This is a genomic window from Sphingobium sp. B11D3D, assembly GCF_025961755.1.
Classification (GTDB): domain Bacteria; phylum Pseudomonadota; class Alphaproteobacteria; order Sphingomonadales; family Sphingomonadaceae; genus Sphingobium.
On the sequence record NZ_JAOQOG010000001.1, the window covers coordinates 810,311 to 826,146 of the forward strand.

Sequence of the window (15,836 nt, forward strand, 5' to 3'; positions counted from 1 at the left end):
TGACCCATGGGGAAGAGGGCGCGCATGACTTCGCGGAATAGGCACTGGATGTGGGCCGATGCGGTCGACCTGCTGGATCGCATGCAGCGCCTCCAGCAGCAGAATTATGCGCCCGTCCGCGCCGCCAGCGGTCCGCCGGCCTGGGAGCCGCCTGCCGACATGATCGAGACGGCGCATGAGGTGCTGGCCATCGTCGCGCTGCCCGGCGTCGATGCCGAGAAGGCGGAGGCGTTCATCGAGGATGGCGTGCTCATCGTGCGCGGCCAGCGCATCCTGCCGCCGGAGCTGCGCACCGCGCGCATTCATCGCCTCGAATTGCCGCAGGGCCGCTTCGAGCGCCGCCTGCCGCTCCCCGGCGGCCAGTATCAAGGCGTGCGTCGCGCCGCCGTGAATGGCTGCCTGCTCGTTACGCTTAGCAAGGTCGATGGAGGCCGCTTCTGATGGACGTTCTGACCACGAACACCGCCAATCCCACGTCCACCGGCGCCGCGCAGCCCCAGGGCGCCGCGCCCGGCGAGACGCAGCCTTTCCGCCCGCTGCCGGAGGATGCGATCATCATCATCCCCGTGCGCGGCTTCGTGCTGTTCCCTGATGTGGTGATGCCGCTGGCGCTCAGCCGGGCCATCTCGGTCAACGCCGCACAGGCTGCGGTGCGCGAGAGCCTGCCGATTGGCGTGCTCACCCAGCGCGATGCGGGCGTCGACGCCCCCGTCCCTGCGGACATGCACGCCATGGGCACGCTCGCCAATGTGCTGCGCTATGTGACGGCGCCCGATGACACCCATCACCTCATCCTGCAGGGCGAAACGCGCTTTCGCATTGTCGAGTTTCTGGAAGGCTGGCCGTTCATGGTCGCGCGGGTCGAGAAGCTCGCCGAGCAGGAGGACAAGACGCCGGACGTCGAGGCGCGGCTGATCCATGTGCGCAAACAGGCGCTGGAGACGGTGCAGCTGCTGCCGCAGGCGCCGCAGGGTCTGGCCGAGGCGATCCAGAACATCGCGTCGGCATCGACGCTGGCCGATACCGTTTCCGCCTATTTGGACGTGGATACCACCCAGAAGCAGGAGCTGCTTGAGACTGTCTCGTTGCCTGCGCGGCTGGACCGTGTCTCACGCCTGCTGGAGCAACGCCTGCAGGTGTTGCGCCTCTCGGCCGAGATCGGCAAGGACGTGCAGGAGACGCTGACCAGCCGCCAGCGCGAGGCGATCCTGCGCGAGCAGATGGCCGCCATCCAGCGCCAGCTCGGCGAGGATGATGGCCGCGCGGCGGAAATCGCGGAGCTGACCGAGAAGATCGAGGCCGCCAAGATGCCCGAGGCGGTCGAGAAGGAAGCGCGCAAGGAGTTGCGTCGGCTCGAGCGGATGCCTGAGGCCGCTGCAGAGCATGGCATCATCCGCACCTATCTTGACTGGCTGACGGAGCTGCCGTGGGACATTCCCGAGGAGCAGCCCATCGACATCGCCAAGGCGCGCGAGACGCTCGATGCGGATCATTATGGCCTCGACAAGATCAAGCGGCGGATCGTCGAATATCTTGCCGTGCGCAAGCTCGCGCCCGGCGGCAAGGCGCCGATCCTGTGCTTCGCCGGCCCGCCCGGCGTCGGCAAGACCTCGCTCGGCCAGTCCATCGCGCGGGCCATGGGCCGCCCGTTCGAGCGGGTGAGCCTGGGCGGCGTGCATGACGAGTCCGAGATCCGCGGCCACCGCCGGACCTATGTCGGCGCCATGCCCGGCAACATCATTCAGGCGATCCGCAAGGCCGGGCGGCGCGACTGCGTCATCATGCTGGACGAGATCGACAAGATGGGGCGCGGTGTGCAGGGCGATCCTTCGGCCGCCATGCTCGAAGTGCTCGACCCCGAGCAGAATGGCAGCTTCCGGGACAATTATCTCGGCGTGCCGTTCGATCTCTCGCGGGTGGTGTTCATCGCCACGGCCAACATGCTGGAGACCATCCCCGGCCCGCTGCGCGACCGCATGGAGATCATCACCCTCTCGGGCTATACCGAGGATGAGAAGCTGGCGATTGCCCAGCGCTATCTCGTCGCGCGCCAGCTCGCCGCCAATGGCGTCACCGCCGAGCAGGTGACGGTGGACGATGCCGTGCTGAGCGAGATCATCCGTTATTACACCCGCGAGGCGGGCGTGCGGAACCTGGAGCGGGAGATCGGCAAGACCATCCGCAACGCCGCCGTGCGGATTGCCGAGGGCAGTGCGGACAAGGTTTCCATCGGCGTCGATGATCTGCACGAGGTGCTGGGCGACCGCATCTTCGAGAATGAGGTGGCGCAGCGCACCAGCGTGCCCGGCGTGGCCACCGGCATGGCCTGGACGCCCGTCGGCGGGGACATCCTGTTCATCGAGGCGACGAAGATGTCCGGCTCCGGCCGGCTCATCCTCACCGGCCAGCTCGGCGACGTGATGAAGGAAAGCGCGCAGGCGGCGCTGAGCTTGCTCAAGAGCCGGGCCGACAGCCTCGGCATCTCGGCAGAGCTGCTGGAGAAGAGCGACATCCACGTCCATGTCCCCGCAGGCGCCACGCCCAAGGACGGGCCGAGCGCGGGCGTCGCCATGTTCATGGCGCTCACCTCCCTGCTCACCGGCCGCACGGTGCGCAGCGATACCTCGATGACCGGGGAGATTTCCCTGCGGGGTCTTGTGCTGCCGGTGGGCGGTATCAAGGAGAAGGTCGTCGCCGCCGCGAGCGCCGGCATCACCCGCGTGATGCTGCCCGCCCGCAACAAGCGCGACTATGACGACATCCCCGCGAATGCGCGGGAGAAGCTGGAGTTCATCTGGCTAGAGACGGTCGAGGATGCGCTGGCGGCGGGGCTGGACGATCCGATCCTGCTTGCGAAGGAGCCGGCCGAAAGCTGACCTCCATCAACCCCTCCCCTTCAGGGGAGGGGAAGGGGGTGGGGGCGATGCGCAGCATCGCTCGCTTTGCGAACATTCGTAGGCGTTGAGCCCTACCCCAACCCCTCCTCTGAAGGGGAGGGGCTAAGGCGCGCACAAACAGCTTAACCCCCATTCAAAGCGCGAAGGTCACGCGCCCCTCGGCATCGATCGGCCAGGCCGGGTTCCACGCAATCTCCCAGGCATGGCCGTCCGGATCGGCAACATAGCCGCGCATCCCGCCATGGGGCGGCGCGTCGGCGGGCCGCAGCAGGCTGCCGCCCGCTTCCACCAGCCGGGCAATCAGCGGCGCCACCTCCGCTTGCGTCGCGACATTATGCGCCAGCGCCACCGAAGCAGCGCCATGGCCAGCCACCGGACGCTGCATGTCCTGCGCCAACGCGTCCTTCACCCAAAGCCCGAGGACGAAGCCGTTCATCTGGTAGAAGAGGATGTCCTCCCCCTCGTACACCGGCGTCCAGCCGAAACCCTCGCCATAAAAGCGCCGCGCGCGTGCCAGATCGCCGATGCCCAGCGTGATGACGGCGATCTGTTGCTGCACGGGCGGACCTCCGCTGTCAGTCCTTTACCGCGACATTGCGGAGCTGGATCAGCCATTTGCCATTGACGCGCACGACATCGTCGCGCCCGCGACCGGCAGCGGCGAGCCGCGGCGGGGGATTGAGCGCGCGGTCGGCAAACACCGTCTGCCAGTAATAATTCACCTGCGCATGGTCGCGGTCGATGAAGGTGATGGTCTGGTTGCTCATCATGTGGTGCATCGCGCCGATATGCTCGCCCTTGGCCCGGCGCTCCTCCTGGCTGGTCTTCATCGCGGTGATCATCTTGCGCAGCGCTTCGCTGCCCTTGACGTCGTTAAAGGCGCCGTCGGGCGTGAACTGCGCGGCGTAGGCCTCGGCATTCAGGCTGTCGGCCGCGCGCACATAATCCCACATCAGCTTCTCAATCTGGGTGCGATCCTGCACTTCCTGAAGGATGCGGGCGTGATCGGCCTGATCGCCATGCCCGGCATGTTGCGCGAGCAGCGGGGCAGGCTGAGCGACCAGCATGAGCGCGCTCAGCGCCACGCCGGTCAGAGTTGTGCGTGTCGTCATCTGTCCTCTCCCTGTTTATGATTCAGCCGGCCGGCGGCGGCACGGGCTGGGACGGCGCGGCGGGCGCCGCCGTCGGGGCGGCTGCGGGCGGCGGGGCAGCGGGCAGCGTCGCCGGGTCCCAATGCTCGTCGGCCTTGCCGTCGACAAAGCGCCACATGTCGAACCAGGTCGTCGTGTAGGTCTTGGAGGGATCGTTGGGGTAGGGCACTTCCCGCACGAAGCTGACCGTCACGAAGTCACCCTCGGCCTGCACCGCCACTACCGGGGTCTTCATCTTTTCAGGGATCGGCGTGGGCGTGCGCTTGGCCACGTTCATGAAGAAGTCCATCACCGCCTTGAGGCCCGAACCCGCCATCGGATTGTGCTGGATGTAGCGATCGGTGAGGTAGAGCGGCGCGCGGTCCCAGTGATTGGCCTCCAGCAGCTCCTTCACGATCTTGAGTGCGGCCTGCTTATTGCGATGCAGCTTCGGGTCCGGGCTGGTGAACAGCGATTCGGGGTCGGGATGCGCCACCACCGCGTCATTGAGTGCCCGCATTTGGGCATAAGCAGGCGCGGCGCTCAGCAGCAGCGCGGCGGCGATCAAAGGCAACGAGATCTTGGTCGGGGAGACTCGCATCGGGCAGATCCTCTCGCTTGGTCTTTCAAACCATTAGGACCGTATGTATCGCCCGGCGCGAACCCCGGCACAAGCCCAAAGCGGCCCGGCTATTTGCCCAGCACGAAGCGTGCGCCGGCCTCCGCATGGATGGTCGTGCTGTCGTAGATCGGCAGCACATTGGCGTTCACGTCCACGATCAGGTCGAGCTCCGTGCAGGCGAGAACCACGGCCTGCACATCCTCCTTGGCGATGTTGGTCAGCTCGGTCTTCATGTAGCGCTCGGCTTCGCGGGTGATGATGCCGGCTGCCAGCTCGGTATAGACGAGCTTGTCGATGCCCTCGGCCAGATCGGCCTCGGCGGGCAGCAGTGAGACGCCGCCCTCCTGCACCAGATGCTGGCGATAATCGCGGTCGCTCATCACATTGCTGGTGCCGACCAGCGCGACCGATTTCACCTTGTCCGCCTTCAGCCGCGCACCAATCTCGTCGATGATGTGGATGACCGGCAGGTCCACGCTCGCCTCGATCTGCGGCACCACCTTGTGCAGGCTGTTGGCGCAGATCATCAGCGCTTCCGCGCCGGCCGCCTGCAGCCGCTTGGCTGCGCCGACCATGTGGCCGGCCCCGCAATCCCAGTCATTGGCCGAGGCGCAGCGGGCGACATCGGCAAAGTCGAGGCTGTCGATCAGCAGGGTCGCGCTGTGCAGCCCGCCCAGCTCGCGCTGCACGGAGCGGTTGATGAGGTCGTAATAGCGGGCCGTGGACGTCCAGGAGATGCCACCGATCAGTCCAAGCTTGCGCATCAAAACTCCATCTTGCGTGTCAGTGCCCGAGCGACTTGACGATCTCTTCGACCATCTTCTTGGCATCGGCGAGCAGCATCATCGTGTTGTCCATGTAGAAGACGTCATTGTCCACCCCCGCATAGCCCACGCCGCCCATGGAGCGCTTCACGAACAGCACGGTCTTGGCATTGGCCACATCGAGGATCGGCATGCCGTAAATCGGCGATGTCTTGTCCGTCTTGGCCGCCGGGTTGGTCACGTCATTGGCGCCGATGACGAAGGCGACGTCGGTCTGCGAGAACTCGCTGTTGATGTCCTCCAGCTCGAACACTTCGTCATAGGGCACGTTCGCTTCGGCCAGCAGCACGTTCATATGGCCAGGCATCCGGCCAGCGACCGGGTGGATGGCATATTTGACGCTCACGCCTGCCGCCTTGAGCATGTCGCCCATCTCGCGCAGCGCGTGCTGCGCTTGGGAGACGGCCATGCCATAGCCCGGCACGATGATGACGCTATCCGCCTGCTTCATCAGGAACGCCGCGTCTTCCGCGCTGCCGCGCTTCCACGGGCGCTGCTCCTTGGCCTCGCTATCGCCGCTCGCCGCTTCCGCGCCGAACCCGCCGGCGATCACGGACAGGAAGCTGCGGTTCATCGCCTTGCACATGATGTAGCTGAGGATCGCGCCCGATGAGCCGACCAGCGCCCCGGTGATGATCATCGCGCTGTTGCCCAGCGTGAAGCCCATCGCGGCGGCCGCCCAGCCGGAATAGCTGTTCAGCATCGAGACCACGACCGGCATGTCCGCGCCGCCGATGGGGATGATGAGCAGGAAGCCGATGACGAAGGCGAGGACGAGGATGATCCAGAAGTCCATCGGCGCCTGGCTGTGCCAGAAGCCGTAGGTGAAGAAGAGGATCGCCAGCAGCGTACCGATGTTGATGATGTGCCGCCCCGGCAGCAGGATCGCCTTGCCGCTCATATTGCCGTTGAGCTTGAGAAAGGCGATGACCGAGCCGGAGAAGGTGATCGCGCCGATTGCCACGCCCAGCGCCATCTCGATGCGGCTGGCGGCATGGATCGCGCCGGTCAGCTCATCGGCGATGCCGAAGGAAACCGGGCTGAGGAAGGCCGCGACGCCCACGAGCACGGCGGCGAGGCCGACGAGGCTGTGGAACGCCGCGACCAGCTGCGGCATCGCCGTCATCGCGATCCGCCGCGCGATCACGAAGCCGATCACGCCGCCGATGATGAGCGCCACGCCGATGCGCGGCATCGCCACCGCATCGTGCGTCGCCACCGTGGTGCCGACCGCAATGAACATGCCGAGCATGCCGAAGCGATTGCCGCGCCGGCTGCTCTCCGGGCTGGAGAGCCCGCGCAGCGCCAGGATGAACAGGACGCCGGAAATGAGATAGGCAAGGGCCGCCAGCGGGCCGACAGGCAGGAACGCCAGCATCACTTGCGCTCCTTCTTCTTGTACATCGCGAGCATCCGCTCGGTCACGGCAAAGCCGCCGAAGATGTTGATCGAGGCGAGCACCACACCGATCAGCCCCAGCCACTCAGCCAGCGGATTGCCAGCCTCCGCCGCCGCGATGAGCGCGCCGACGATGATGACCGAGGAAATCGCGTTGGTTACCGCCATCAGCGGCGTGTGCAGCGCGGGCGTGACCGACCACACGACATAATAGCCCACGAAGCAGGCCAGCACGAAGATCGAAAGAACCGCAATGAAGTCCATGATTCTGGTCCCCTCCCATGGAGACTAGGTGCTGCTTGTCTGCAGCCTCTCATTCACCACCTTGCCGCCCTGGGTGACGCGGATGCCTTTTACGATCTCGTCGTCATCCGGCAGCACCGGCGTATTGGCGTCTTTGTCCCAATAAGCGGAAAGGAAATTATAGAGATTGCGCGCGAACAGCGCCGAGGTGTCCGCCGCGAGGCGCGAGGGAACATTGCGGTGGCCGACGATCTTCACGCCATGGCGCTCCACGATTTCGCCTGGCACCGCGCCTTCGACATTGCCGCCCTGTTCGACGGCAAGGTCCACGATCACGCTGCCCGGCTTCATCGAGGCGATCTGCGCGTCCGAGATCAGGCGCGGGGCTGCACGACCAGGGATCAGCGCGGTGGTAATCACGATGTCCTGCTTGGCGATGTGGCTGGAGACCAGCTCGGCCTGGGCCTGCTGATATTCCGGCGACATTTCGGTGGCATAGCCGCCGCTGCCTTCGCCCTCGATGCCCTTCACCGCATCGACGAAGATCGGCTTGGCGCCGAGCGATTCGATCTGTTCCTTGGTCGCGGCGCGCACGTCGGTCGCGCTCACCTGCGCGCCGAGCCGGCGGGCGGTGGCGATGGCCTGCAGGCCCGCCACGCCCACGCCCATCACGAAGACGCGCGCGGCGGACACGGTGCCGGCCGCCGTCATCATCATCGGGAAGGCGCGGCCATATTCCGCGGCCGCGTCCAGCACCGCCTTGTAGCCCGAGAGGTTGGACTGGGAGGAGAGAATGTCCATGCTCTGCGCGCGGGTGATGCGCGGCATGAACTCCATGGCCAGCGCTTCCAGCCCGGCCGCCGCATAACGATCGATCCGCGCGCGCTCGCCAAAGGGATTGAGCGATCCGACCAGCCATGCGCCCGGCGCCGCGCCCGCAATGCTCTCGGGCTCCGGCCCCTGCACGCACAGGATAATGCCCGCGTCCTGCACGGCGGCAGCCCGGTCGGTCACCGTCGCTCCCGCGGCCTCATACTCCGCATCGGAGACGCTGGCAGAAAGGCCCGCGCCCGTTTCCACCGCCAGCTCCGCACCGAGCGCCTTGAACTTGCGGACGGTTTCAGGCGACGCGGCCACGCGCCGCTCGCCAGCGGCGGTCTCGCGAATGACGGCGATTTTCATGAACATCCCCCCGTTCGGAGGGATCAGGCGATGATCATGATGACGATGAGCGCGGCGATTGCGCTGAGAATCGTGCCCCACTTCATCAGCGCCACGAAGCCGCTGTAGCTGCCGGTTGCCTGATTCATGTCCTGTTCGTGCGCCATGGCTATCCTGTTCCAGATTGTCGTCTTCGCAATGTCCTAGCGGCATTATTTGGCGGCCTCAAGCAGCTTGCCGCAAAGACAGGTCGGCTTAACAGCCTCTTTACCCCCGCTCTTTAATTCCGGCGGCTGCAACGAGCGGAAGAGAGCATGACCGATCCCGAAAATCCTGTTCTGCTGCTGGTCGACGACGAGCCGGCGCAGCGCCGACTCAATATTGCCATGGCGCATCGGGCAGGGTGGCGCGCGATGAGCGCAAGCACGGCGGAGGACGCGCTCGAGCTGCTCGAGTCCCGTGAAGGCGCGCGCATCAATGCCGTGATGATCGACGACTGGACGCAGGAAGGCGAGGCCAGCGACCTCATCCGCGCCATCGGCATCCGTCGCCCGCAATTACCGGTTCTGGTCATCACCGCCAATGGCTCTGCTGAGCGGGCGGTGGATGCGATGCGGGCCGGCGCCCATGATTTCCTTATCAAGCCGATCGCGCCGGACAGTTTCCTGAGCGCGCTGCAGGCTGCGCTCAACCATGCCGGCAGCGCAGGGGAACTGCGTCCGCTGACCGAGAAGAACCGGGCACCGCTCGGCTTCGACGAGATTGTCGGCTCCTCGCCCACCTTCCGCTCTGCCCTGGCCATCGCCGCCAAGGCGGCGCGTGCCCGCGTGCCCATCCTCATCGAGGGGGAAAGCGGTGTCGGCAAGGAAGTCATCGCCCATGCCATCCACGCCGCCAGTCCGCGCGCCCGCGCGCCGATGGTCACGGTGAATTGCGGTGCGATTCCGTCGAATCTGGTCGAATCGGACCTGTTTGGCCACGAACGCGGCGCCTTTACTGGCGCGTTCGATCGGCATGTCGGCAAGTTCAGCACCGCCAATGGCGGCACGATCTTTCTCGACGAGATCAGCGAATTGCCGCTTGATGCGCAGGTCAAGCTGTTGCGGGTGTTGCAGGATGGCGAGATCCAGCCCGTCGGCGCGCGCCTGCCCAGTCAGGTCGATGTCCGCGTGATCGCGGCGACTAACAAGCGGCTGCTCGACGAGGTGGAGGCCGGCCGTTTCCGCGAAGATCTTTATTACCGCCTCAACGTCGTCCAGTTGACCATTCCGCCGCTGCGGGATCGTCGCGGCGATATTCCCGCGCTGGCGCGTCATTTGCTGGAGCGCGTGGTGGCGCAGCCGGGGATGCGCAACCTCGGCATCACCAATGAGGCGATCAACCTGCTCGCCCTGCACGATTGGCCGGGCAACGTCCGTCAGTTGCACAACACGCTCTTCCGCGCGGCTGTGCTGTGCGAGGGGGATGCTCTCACGGCCGCCGATTTCCCGCAACTCTCCGGCAAGCTCAACCAGAGCGAGCCGGTGCGGCGCGAGAACGGGCAGGTCACGCCCATGGTCCGCAACGCGCAGGAAAGCGGCATTGGCGTCACGCTCTACGAGCCGAACGGCCATTTGCGCGCGCTGGCCGATATCGAGGCCGACGTCATTCGCCTCGCCATCGGCCATTATCGCGGCCGCATGACGGAAGTGGCGCGCCGCCTCGGCATCGGCCGCTCGACCCTCTACCGCAAGCTGGCGGAACTGGGCATCGATACGGCGGCCTGAGAGGGCCGCTCTTACCCCTTTGCCGGTAAGATCGGCGGCAGAGTCATCCGCCGATTTCCATCACCGTCATTCCCGCGTTCGCGGGAATGACGAAAGATTAGCGATTAACACGCCGTGCAGACCGCCCCATCAGACCTGCGGCGGGGGCTTAGCCGTCGCTGTCGCGCTCGATGTCGGCGCCGACTGCGCTCAGTTTCTCTTCCAGCCGCTCATAGCCCCGGTCGAGATGGTAGACGCGGCTCACTACGGTTTCGCCCTGTGCGGCGAGGCCGGCGAGGATCAGGCTCATCGAGGCGCGCAGGTCGGTCGCCATCACCGGGGCGCCGGTCAGCTTCTCGACGCCGCGCACCACGGCGGTGCGGCCGTTCACGGTGATGTCCGCGCCCATGCGGGCCAGCTCGGGCACGTGCATGTAGCGGTTCTCGAAGATCGTTTCGGTGAGCACGCTCGCGCCACCGGCCAGCGTCAGCATCGCCATGAATTGCGCCTGCATGTCGGTGGGAAAGCCGGGGTGCGGCGCCGTTGTCAGCGTCAGCGGCTTGAGCGGGCCATCGGCCGCGACCTTGATGCCGGTCTTGCTTTCCTCGATGTGGACGCCGGCATCGCGCAGGCCCTTGAGGATCGCGTGCATGTCGTCGGCATTGGCGCCGATCAGATCCAGCTCCCCGCCGGTGATCGCGGCCGCGCAGGCATAGCTTCCCGCCTCGATGCGGTCTGCCATCACCCGATAGGTGGTGCCATAGAGGCGCTGCTTGCCGTGGATGACGATCCGGTCCGTGCCGATGCCCTCGATCTCGCAACCCATGGCGACGAGCAGGCCGCACAAGTCGACAATCTCCGGCTCGCGCGCGGCATTCTCGATGATCGTCTCGCCATTGGCGAGCGCGGCGGCCATCAGCGTGTTCTCGGTGGCGCCGACCGAGGGGAAGGGCAGGGTGACGAGCGCGCCCTTAAGGCCACCATCCGGCGCGATGGCGCGGACATAGCCATTGGCCATCTCGATCGTCGCGCCCAGCGTTTCAAAAGCGCGCAGGTGGAAGTCGATGGGGCGGTTGCCGATGGCGCAGCCGCCGGGCAACGACACGGTCGCCTCGCCGGTGCGCGCCAGCAGTGGCCCCAGCACGACGATGGAGGCGCGCATCTTGCGCACGATGTCATAGGGCGCGACCGATGAGGTGACGCGCGCGGCCTTGAGCGTCATCACCCGGCCGAAATCTTCCTGCCGGGATCCCTCGATGGTGGTCGATACGCCAAGCTGGTTGAGCAGATGGCCGAAGCTGTCCACGTCCGCCAGACGGGGCAGGTTGCGCAGGGTCACCGGCTCCTCGGTCAGCAGCGCGCAAGGCAGCAGCGTCAGCGCGGCGTTCTTCGCGCCGGAGATGGGGAGTTTGCCGGAGAGCGGCTTGCCGCCGCGGATGAGGATACGGTCCATCGCGGCTTCTTAGCGGCTCCAGAGCCGCGTGCAAGGGGCAGGGCGGAGACGGGTTCCCTGGCTCAGGCCAGCAGTTCCACATCCCAGTAGAGCCAGTCGTGCCAGCTCTCGTGCAGATGGTTGGGCGGGAAGGCGCGGCCATGGTCCTGCAACTGCCAGGTCGTCGGGCGGATCGGCATTTGGCGCAGCGGCATATGCGCCTCGCGCGGGGTGCGCCCGCCTTTCTTGAGGTTGCACGGCGAGCAGGCGGTGGCGACATTCTCCCAGGTCGTGCGGCCCCCGGCGCGGCGTGGCACGACGTGATCGAAGGTGAGATCCTTGGTCGATCCGCAATATTGGCAGGAGAATTTGTCGCGCAGGAAGAGGTTGAAGCGGGTGAAGGCGGGGTGCTCGCTCGGCCGCACATATTGCTTGAGCGCGATCACCGAGGGGATTTGCATCTGGAAACTCGGCGAATGAACTTCCTGCTCATAGCTGGAGACGATATCCACCCGATCCAAAAAAACCGCCTTGATGGCGGTTTGCCAGGGCCAGAGGCTCAGCGGATAATAAGAAAGCGGGGTGTAGTCGGCGTTCAACACGAGCGCCGGGCAATTTTCTGGATGGCGTATTCGATCGGGATGATACATGCGCGCTCTTGCCCCTTTCGTTTCGCCGCACTCTCTCCAAGAGAAGCGTGACGTGCATATGACAGCAGAGACGATGAGTCTTCGTCAAGGCCTTGTATGATGGAAAACGACTCTCCACGACATGTGGTGACCCGTTTCGCGCCGAGCCCGACCGGGCGCCTGCACATCGGCCATGGCTGGTCGGCCTTGCAGGCTCATGACTTCGCGCGGGAAAATGACGGAACCTTCCTGCTGCGCATCGAGGATACCGACGTCACCCGCTGCCGGCCCGCGTTTACCGAGGGCATCTATGAAGACCTGCGCTGGCTCGGCATCGGCTGGGATGGGATGATGATCCAGTCGGCGCGCTTCGATGCCTATGAAGAGGCGCTGGACCGACTCAAGGCATCGGGCGTGGTCTATCCCTGCTTCTGCACGCGCGGCGATATCGCGCGAGAACTGGCCGCGAGCCTTCACGCCCCCCATGGCGCCGACGGGCCGCTCTATCCCGGCACCTGCCGCGCGCTGGCGCTGGAGGAGCGCGCGGCACGGATCGCGGCGGGCAATCCGCATAGCTGGCGGCTGGATATGGGCGCGGCGCTGGCGCGCACTGGTCCGCTGGTCTGGCAGGACGATTTTGCCGGCACCGTCCCGGTCGAGCCGGATGCGTTGGGCGATCTGATCATCAAGGGCCGGGACCGGCCAGCCAGCTATCATCTCGCGGTGGTGGTCGATGATGCGGCACAGGGCGTCACGCATGTCATTCGGGGGCGGGACGTGTTCGCCTCCACCCACGCCCATCGCACCCTGCAGGCGCTGCTCGGCCTCCCCAGTCCGCGCTACCGGCATCACCGGCTGATCGTGGATGCGGCGGGCAAGCGCCTTGCCAAGCGCGCCGATGGCCTGAGCCTCGCGGCACTGCGCGATCAGGGCCTTTCCGGGCCGGCGCTCGCGGAAGATTTGCGGGCTGGCCGCTTTCCGGTTGGAATCAGGGTCGAAGCCTCCTAAATCGGGGCCACAAGGAGACAAGCTATGGGCAACGCCCTCATGATCATCCTGCTGGTGCTCGCCATGCTCGGCGCACTTTTCATGCTCGTTCGCGGCATTGTGACGTTCCTGCGCACGACCGAGGCGGAGCTGAAAGGCGATGGCACCGGCCCGAGCCAGTCCAGCCTGCGCCAGAACAAGGCGATGATGGGCCGCGTGACCTTCCAGGCACTCGCGATCCTGATCGTGGCCATCTTGCTGCTGGTCAACAGCGGCCGTTAAGCGGCCTGCGTACCCCAAATGACATGGCCGCCCACCGATAGGCAGGCGGCCATGGGCAAGTGCTGGTCTCAGTAGCTGGTGATCGTCACCTTCTCGATCGTATCGGGGAAGTTCAGCGGCCCCGTGCGATCATCGATCAGCGCGTGGCCGATCATCGCTTCGCCGGTCACGATCTTGATGACGCGGGGGATCGAAGCTGTTGCTTGCGACTTGCCGTCGACTAGCAACGAGATCGTCAGCCCTTCGCTCGCCGGGGCGATCTGGGCGGTGATCACATGGTCGCCTGCACCGAGCGCCTGGGTGCCCCGCAGGACCTTGCGTTCCTGCGCGCGGCCCGAGGGGTTGTAGGTGAAGACCGGCACGCCGTTCTCCATCGCGAGCGTATAACCCGCGAACTTGGCGCCTTGGGTCAGAATTGGCCCGCTGACCGCTGATCCGCTGAGTTTGACGCGGGCTTCGGCAGTCCAGTTGGGGTTGAGTTCCGGGAAGGTCACGGCCGGATAGCGGATGTCGCTCGTATAATAAGTGCGCGTCCGCTCGGGCGCGAGGGCGTTGGGGCGATATTTGTAGTTCAGCCGCTCGAAGAAGTCGGCCGAGAGCGGATAGACATGGAACTTCTGGGCCGCCGCCTCGAAGTCCGCCTTCAGTTCGGCCAGCTTGTCGGGATACTGCGCGGCGACATTGCGGGTCTGCGACCAGTCCTCGTTGAGATTATACAGCTCCCAGCCGGCCTTGGTCGGGTCGGTCTTGTTCGGTCCCCATGGTTCCCAATTGACCTCGGTCCCGGCGAACCAGCCATCCTTGTAATAGCCGCGGCTCCCCAGCATCTCGAAATACTGCTCGCGCCGTTGCGACGGGGCCTTGGGGGCATCGAAACTGTACTTCATCGAAATGCCGTCGATCGGCTGCTGGGCCACACCGTCCACCGTGGCCGGCGGGGTAATCCCCACCACGTCATAGATGGTCGGCGCGATGTCGATGACATGGCTGAACTGGGTGCGGATGCCGCCCTTGTCCTTGATCTTGTCAGGCCAGGAGACGACCATCCCCACACGCAGCCCGCCGAGCTGGGAGGCGACCGTCTTGCCCCATGGGTAGGGCGTGTTGAGCGCATAGCCCCAGCCGACCGGATAGTTGCCGAAGCTCTCCTCCGTACCGAACTTGTCCTTCTGCGGCAGCAGCGTCTCGGGCGTTTCCTTGATGCCGGCGAACTGCGAGTAAGCGTTGATCGAGCCGTACATATTGTGCAGCGCCGCGCCGTTGTCGCCGTTGATGAAGATCACCAGCGTGTTGTCCAGCTCGCCATCCTGACCCACCCGCTCGATCACGCGACCCAGTTGATTGTCGAAGAAGGCAAGCTGCGCGGCGGCCACTTCCATCATATGCGCGTAAAGCGCCTTCTGATCGGCAGGCAGGCTATCCCAGCGCGGCACGCCGGGCAGGGGCGGCGCCATGCGGGCGTCCTTGGGGAGGATGCCCATGGCTTTCTGACGCGCGAAAATCTGGTCGCGCATCTTGTCCCAGCCCATGTCGAACTTGCCCTTGAACTTGGCCACCCAATCGGCCGGGGCCTGCTGCGGACCGTGCATGGCGCCGGGCGCGACATACAGGAAGAAGGGCTTGTTCGGGTCCTGCGCCTGCTGCGCGCCCAGCCAGCCCAGCATCTTGTCGGTCATATCGCGGTCGAAGATATAATTATCGTTCGTCCGGTCGCGCCGCACGGGGTTGATATTCTCGACAATGGTCGGGTTGAACTGGTCGGCGCCCGCACCGTTGAACCCGTAGAAATAATCAAAGCCCAGACCGATCGGCCAGCGCTTGAACGGTCCCATCGGCCCGGTTTCCCAGTCGGGGATATTGTGGTTCTTGCCGAACCACGACGTGTCATAGCCATTGTCGCGCAGCACCCGGCCCAGCGTCGCGGCGCTGTCCGGCATCACGGAGGTGTAGCCCGGGGCATCGATTGACACGTTGGAGATCGAAGCGTTGCCGACGGCATGGTGGTTGCGGCCGGTGAGCAATGCGGCGCGCGTCGGCGAGCACATGGCGGTGGTGTGGAAGCGCGTGTAGCGCAGGCCGGAGGCAGCGAGACTGTCGAACACTGGCGTCGGAATGGGGCCGCCATAAGAGGTGGAGGCGCTGAAGCCCACATCGTCCATAAGGACGAGGATGATATTGGGGGCACCCTTGGGGGCCTTGGTCGGCTGCGGATAATAGGTCCAGTCAGGGCCGACCGGCGGCGACGCCTGCTGCGAATTCGCGCCTTGTTGTGCCATCGCGGCGGAAAGCCCAAGGCCCGCACATGCCGCGATAATCAGCCGGCTGGCGCCATGCCACGCGGCCTTGGACGCCATCTTCCTTGAATAGCTCATCGTTCCTCTCCCTATTTTGAACCACCTTGTCATGCGGAGAGGCAGTTAGAAGCAACGGCCTGTGAGGCTATAAGTTATAGCTACTCGCTAATAGGATCAGGGCAGGACGGATGA

General features: G+C 65.4%; 16 protein-coding genes. 5 read left to right on the forward strand and 11 right to left on the reverse strand.

Features of this window, described 5'->3' with window-relative positions; genetic code table 11:
• Positions 1-24 precede the first annotated feature (24 nt).
• Both M2334_RS03820 and lon read left to right on the forward strand, forming a co-directional pair.
• Complete coding sequence (locus M2334_RS03820) at positions 25-441, forward strand: Hsp20/alpha crystallin family protein (protein ID WP_264604816.1); 417 nt, start codon at positions 25-27, stop codon at positions 439-441.
• A complete protein-coding gene (gene lon / locus M2334_RS03825; protein ID WP_264604817.1) occupies positions 441-2,876 on the forward strand; it encodes an endopeptidase La in 2,436 nt (811 codons plus the stop codon). Before M2334_RS03820 ends, lon begins: the two co-directional genes overlap by 1 nt.
• A 154-nt stretch (positions 2,877-3,030) precedes the next feature.
• Here lon and M2334_RS03830 read toward each other — a convergent pair whose 3' ends face one another.
• The 8 genes from M2334_RS03830 to M2334_RS03865 all read right to left on the reverse strand — a co-directional run bounded on the left by M2334_RS03830 (position 3,031) and on the right by M2334_RS03865 (position 8,442).
• Positions 3,031-3,456, reverse strand: coding sequence for a VOC family protein (locus M2334_RS03830; protein ID WP_264604818.1), 426 nt, complete (start codon positions 3,454-3,456; stop codon positions 3,031-3,033).
• Positions 3,457-3,472: 16 nt separating this feature from the next.
• On the reverse strand, positions 3,473-4,009 hold the full coding sequence (locus M2334_RS03835; protein WP_264573537.1) for a nuclear transport factor 2 family protein: 537 nt from the start codon (positions 4,007-4,009) through the stop codon (positions 3,473-3,475).
• A 22-nt stretch (positions 4,010-4,031) separates the two neighbouring features.
• Positions 4,032-4,628: a nuclear transport factor 2 family protein gene (locus M2334_RS03840; protein ID WP_264604819.1), complete on the reverse strand. Its 597-nt coding sequence runs from the start codon at positions 4,626-4,628 to the stop codon at positions 4,032-4,034.
• A gap of 89 nt (positions 4,629-4,717) precedes the next feature.
• A complete protein-coding gene (locus tag M2334_RS03845) occupies positions 4,718-5,413 on the reverse strand; it encodes an aspartate/glutamate racemase family protein (RefSeq protein WP_264571221.1) in 696 nt (231 codons plus the stop codon).
• 19 nt (positions 5,414-5,432) lie between these two features.
• Positions 5,433-6,851 carry an NAD(P)(+) transhydrogenase (Re/Si-specific) subunit beta gene (locus M2334_RS03850; RefSeq protein WP_264593919.1) on the reverse strand — a complete coding sequence of 473 codons (1,419 nt, stop codon included), beginning with the start codon at positions 6,849-6,851 and terminating at the stop codon, positions 5,433-5,435.
• Entirely contained in the window at positions 6,851-7,135 is a 285-nt protein-coding gene (locus M2334_RS03855; RefSeq protein ID WP_181560541.1) for an NAD(P) transhydrogenase subunit alpha, read from the reverse strand. Before M2334_RS03855 ends, M2334_RS03850 begins: the two co-directional genes overlap by 1 nt.
• A 24-nt stretch (positions 7,136-7,159) precedes the next feature.
• Positions 7,160-8,296 (reverse strand): Re/Si-specific NAD(P)(+) transhydrogenase subunit alpha, encoded by a 1,137-nt coding sequence (locus tag M2334_RS03860; protein ID WP_264593920.1) that lies wholly within the window; start codon positions 8,294-8,296, stop codon positions 7,160-7,162.
• Between the two features lie 23 nt (positions 8,297-8,319).
• A complete protein-coding gene (locus M2334_RS03865) occupies positions 8,320-8,442 on the reverse strand; it encodes an aa3-type cytochrome c oxidase subunit IV (RefSeq protein ID WP_264573531.1) in 123 nt (40 codons plus the stop codon).
• Between the two features lie 147 nt (positions 8,443-8,589).
• Between M2334_RS03865 and M2334_RS03870 the strand changes: the two genes are divergently transcribed.
• Positions 8,590-10,041, forward strand: coding sequence for a sigma-54-dependent transcriptional regulator (locus M2334_RS03870; protein WP_264593921.1), 1,452 nt, complete (start codon positions 8,590-8,592; stop codon positions 10,039-10,041).
• A 148-nt stretch (positions 10,042-10,189) separates the two neighbouring features.
• Here M2334_RS03870 and murA read toward each other — a convergent pair whose 3' ends face one another.
• Together murA and M2334_RS03880 are read right to left on the reverse strand one after the other, a co-directional pair.
• Positions 10,190-11,473, reverse strand: coding sequence for a UDP-N-acetylglucosamine 1-carboxyvinyltransferase (murA, locus tag M2334_RS03875; RefSeq protein ID WP_264573530.1), 1,284 nt, complete (start codon positions 11,471-11,473; stop codon positions 10,190-10,192).
• A gap of 62 nt (positions 11,474-11,535) precedes the next feature.
• A complete protein-coding gene (locus tag M2334_RS03880; protein WP_264571216.1) occupies positions 11,536-12,102 on the reverse strand; it encodes an HNH endonuclease in 567 nt (188 codons plus the stop codon).
• Between the two features lie 96 nt (positions 12,103-12,198).
• Here M2334_RS03880 and gluQRS point away from each other — a divergent pair, with 96 nt between their 5' ends.
• Both gluQRS and M2334_RS03890 read left to right on the forward strand, forming a co-directional pair.
• Positions 12,199-13,089 carry a tRNA glutamyl-Q(34) synthetase GluQRS gene (gluQRS, locus tag M2334_RS03885; protein WP_264604820.1) on the forward strand — a complete coding sequence of 297 codons (891 nt, stop codon included), beginning with the start codon at positions 12,199-12,201 and terminating at the stop codon, positions 13,087-13,089.
• A gap of 24 nt (positions 13,090-13,113) precedes the next feature.
• Positions 13,114-13,350: a twin transmembrane helix small protein gene (locus tag M2334_RS03890; protein WP_181560534.1), complete on the forward strand. Its 237-nt coding sequence runs from the start codon at positions 13,114-13,116 to the stop codon at positions 13,348-13,350.
• A 68-nt stretch (positions 13,351-13,418) separates the two neighbouring features.
• Here the strand turns inward: M2334_RS03890 and M2334_RS03895 are convergent, their stop codons facing one another.
• Positions 13,419-15,722: an arylsulfatase gene (locus tag M2334_RS03895; protein WP_264604821.1), complete on the reverse strand. Its 2,304-nt coding sequence runs from the start codon at positions 15,720-15,722 to the stop codon at positions 13,419-13,421.
• Between the last annotated feature and the right edge of the window lie 114 nt (positions 15,723-15,836).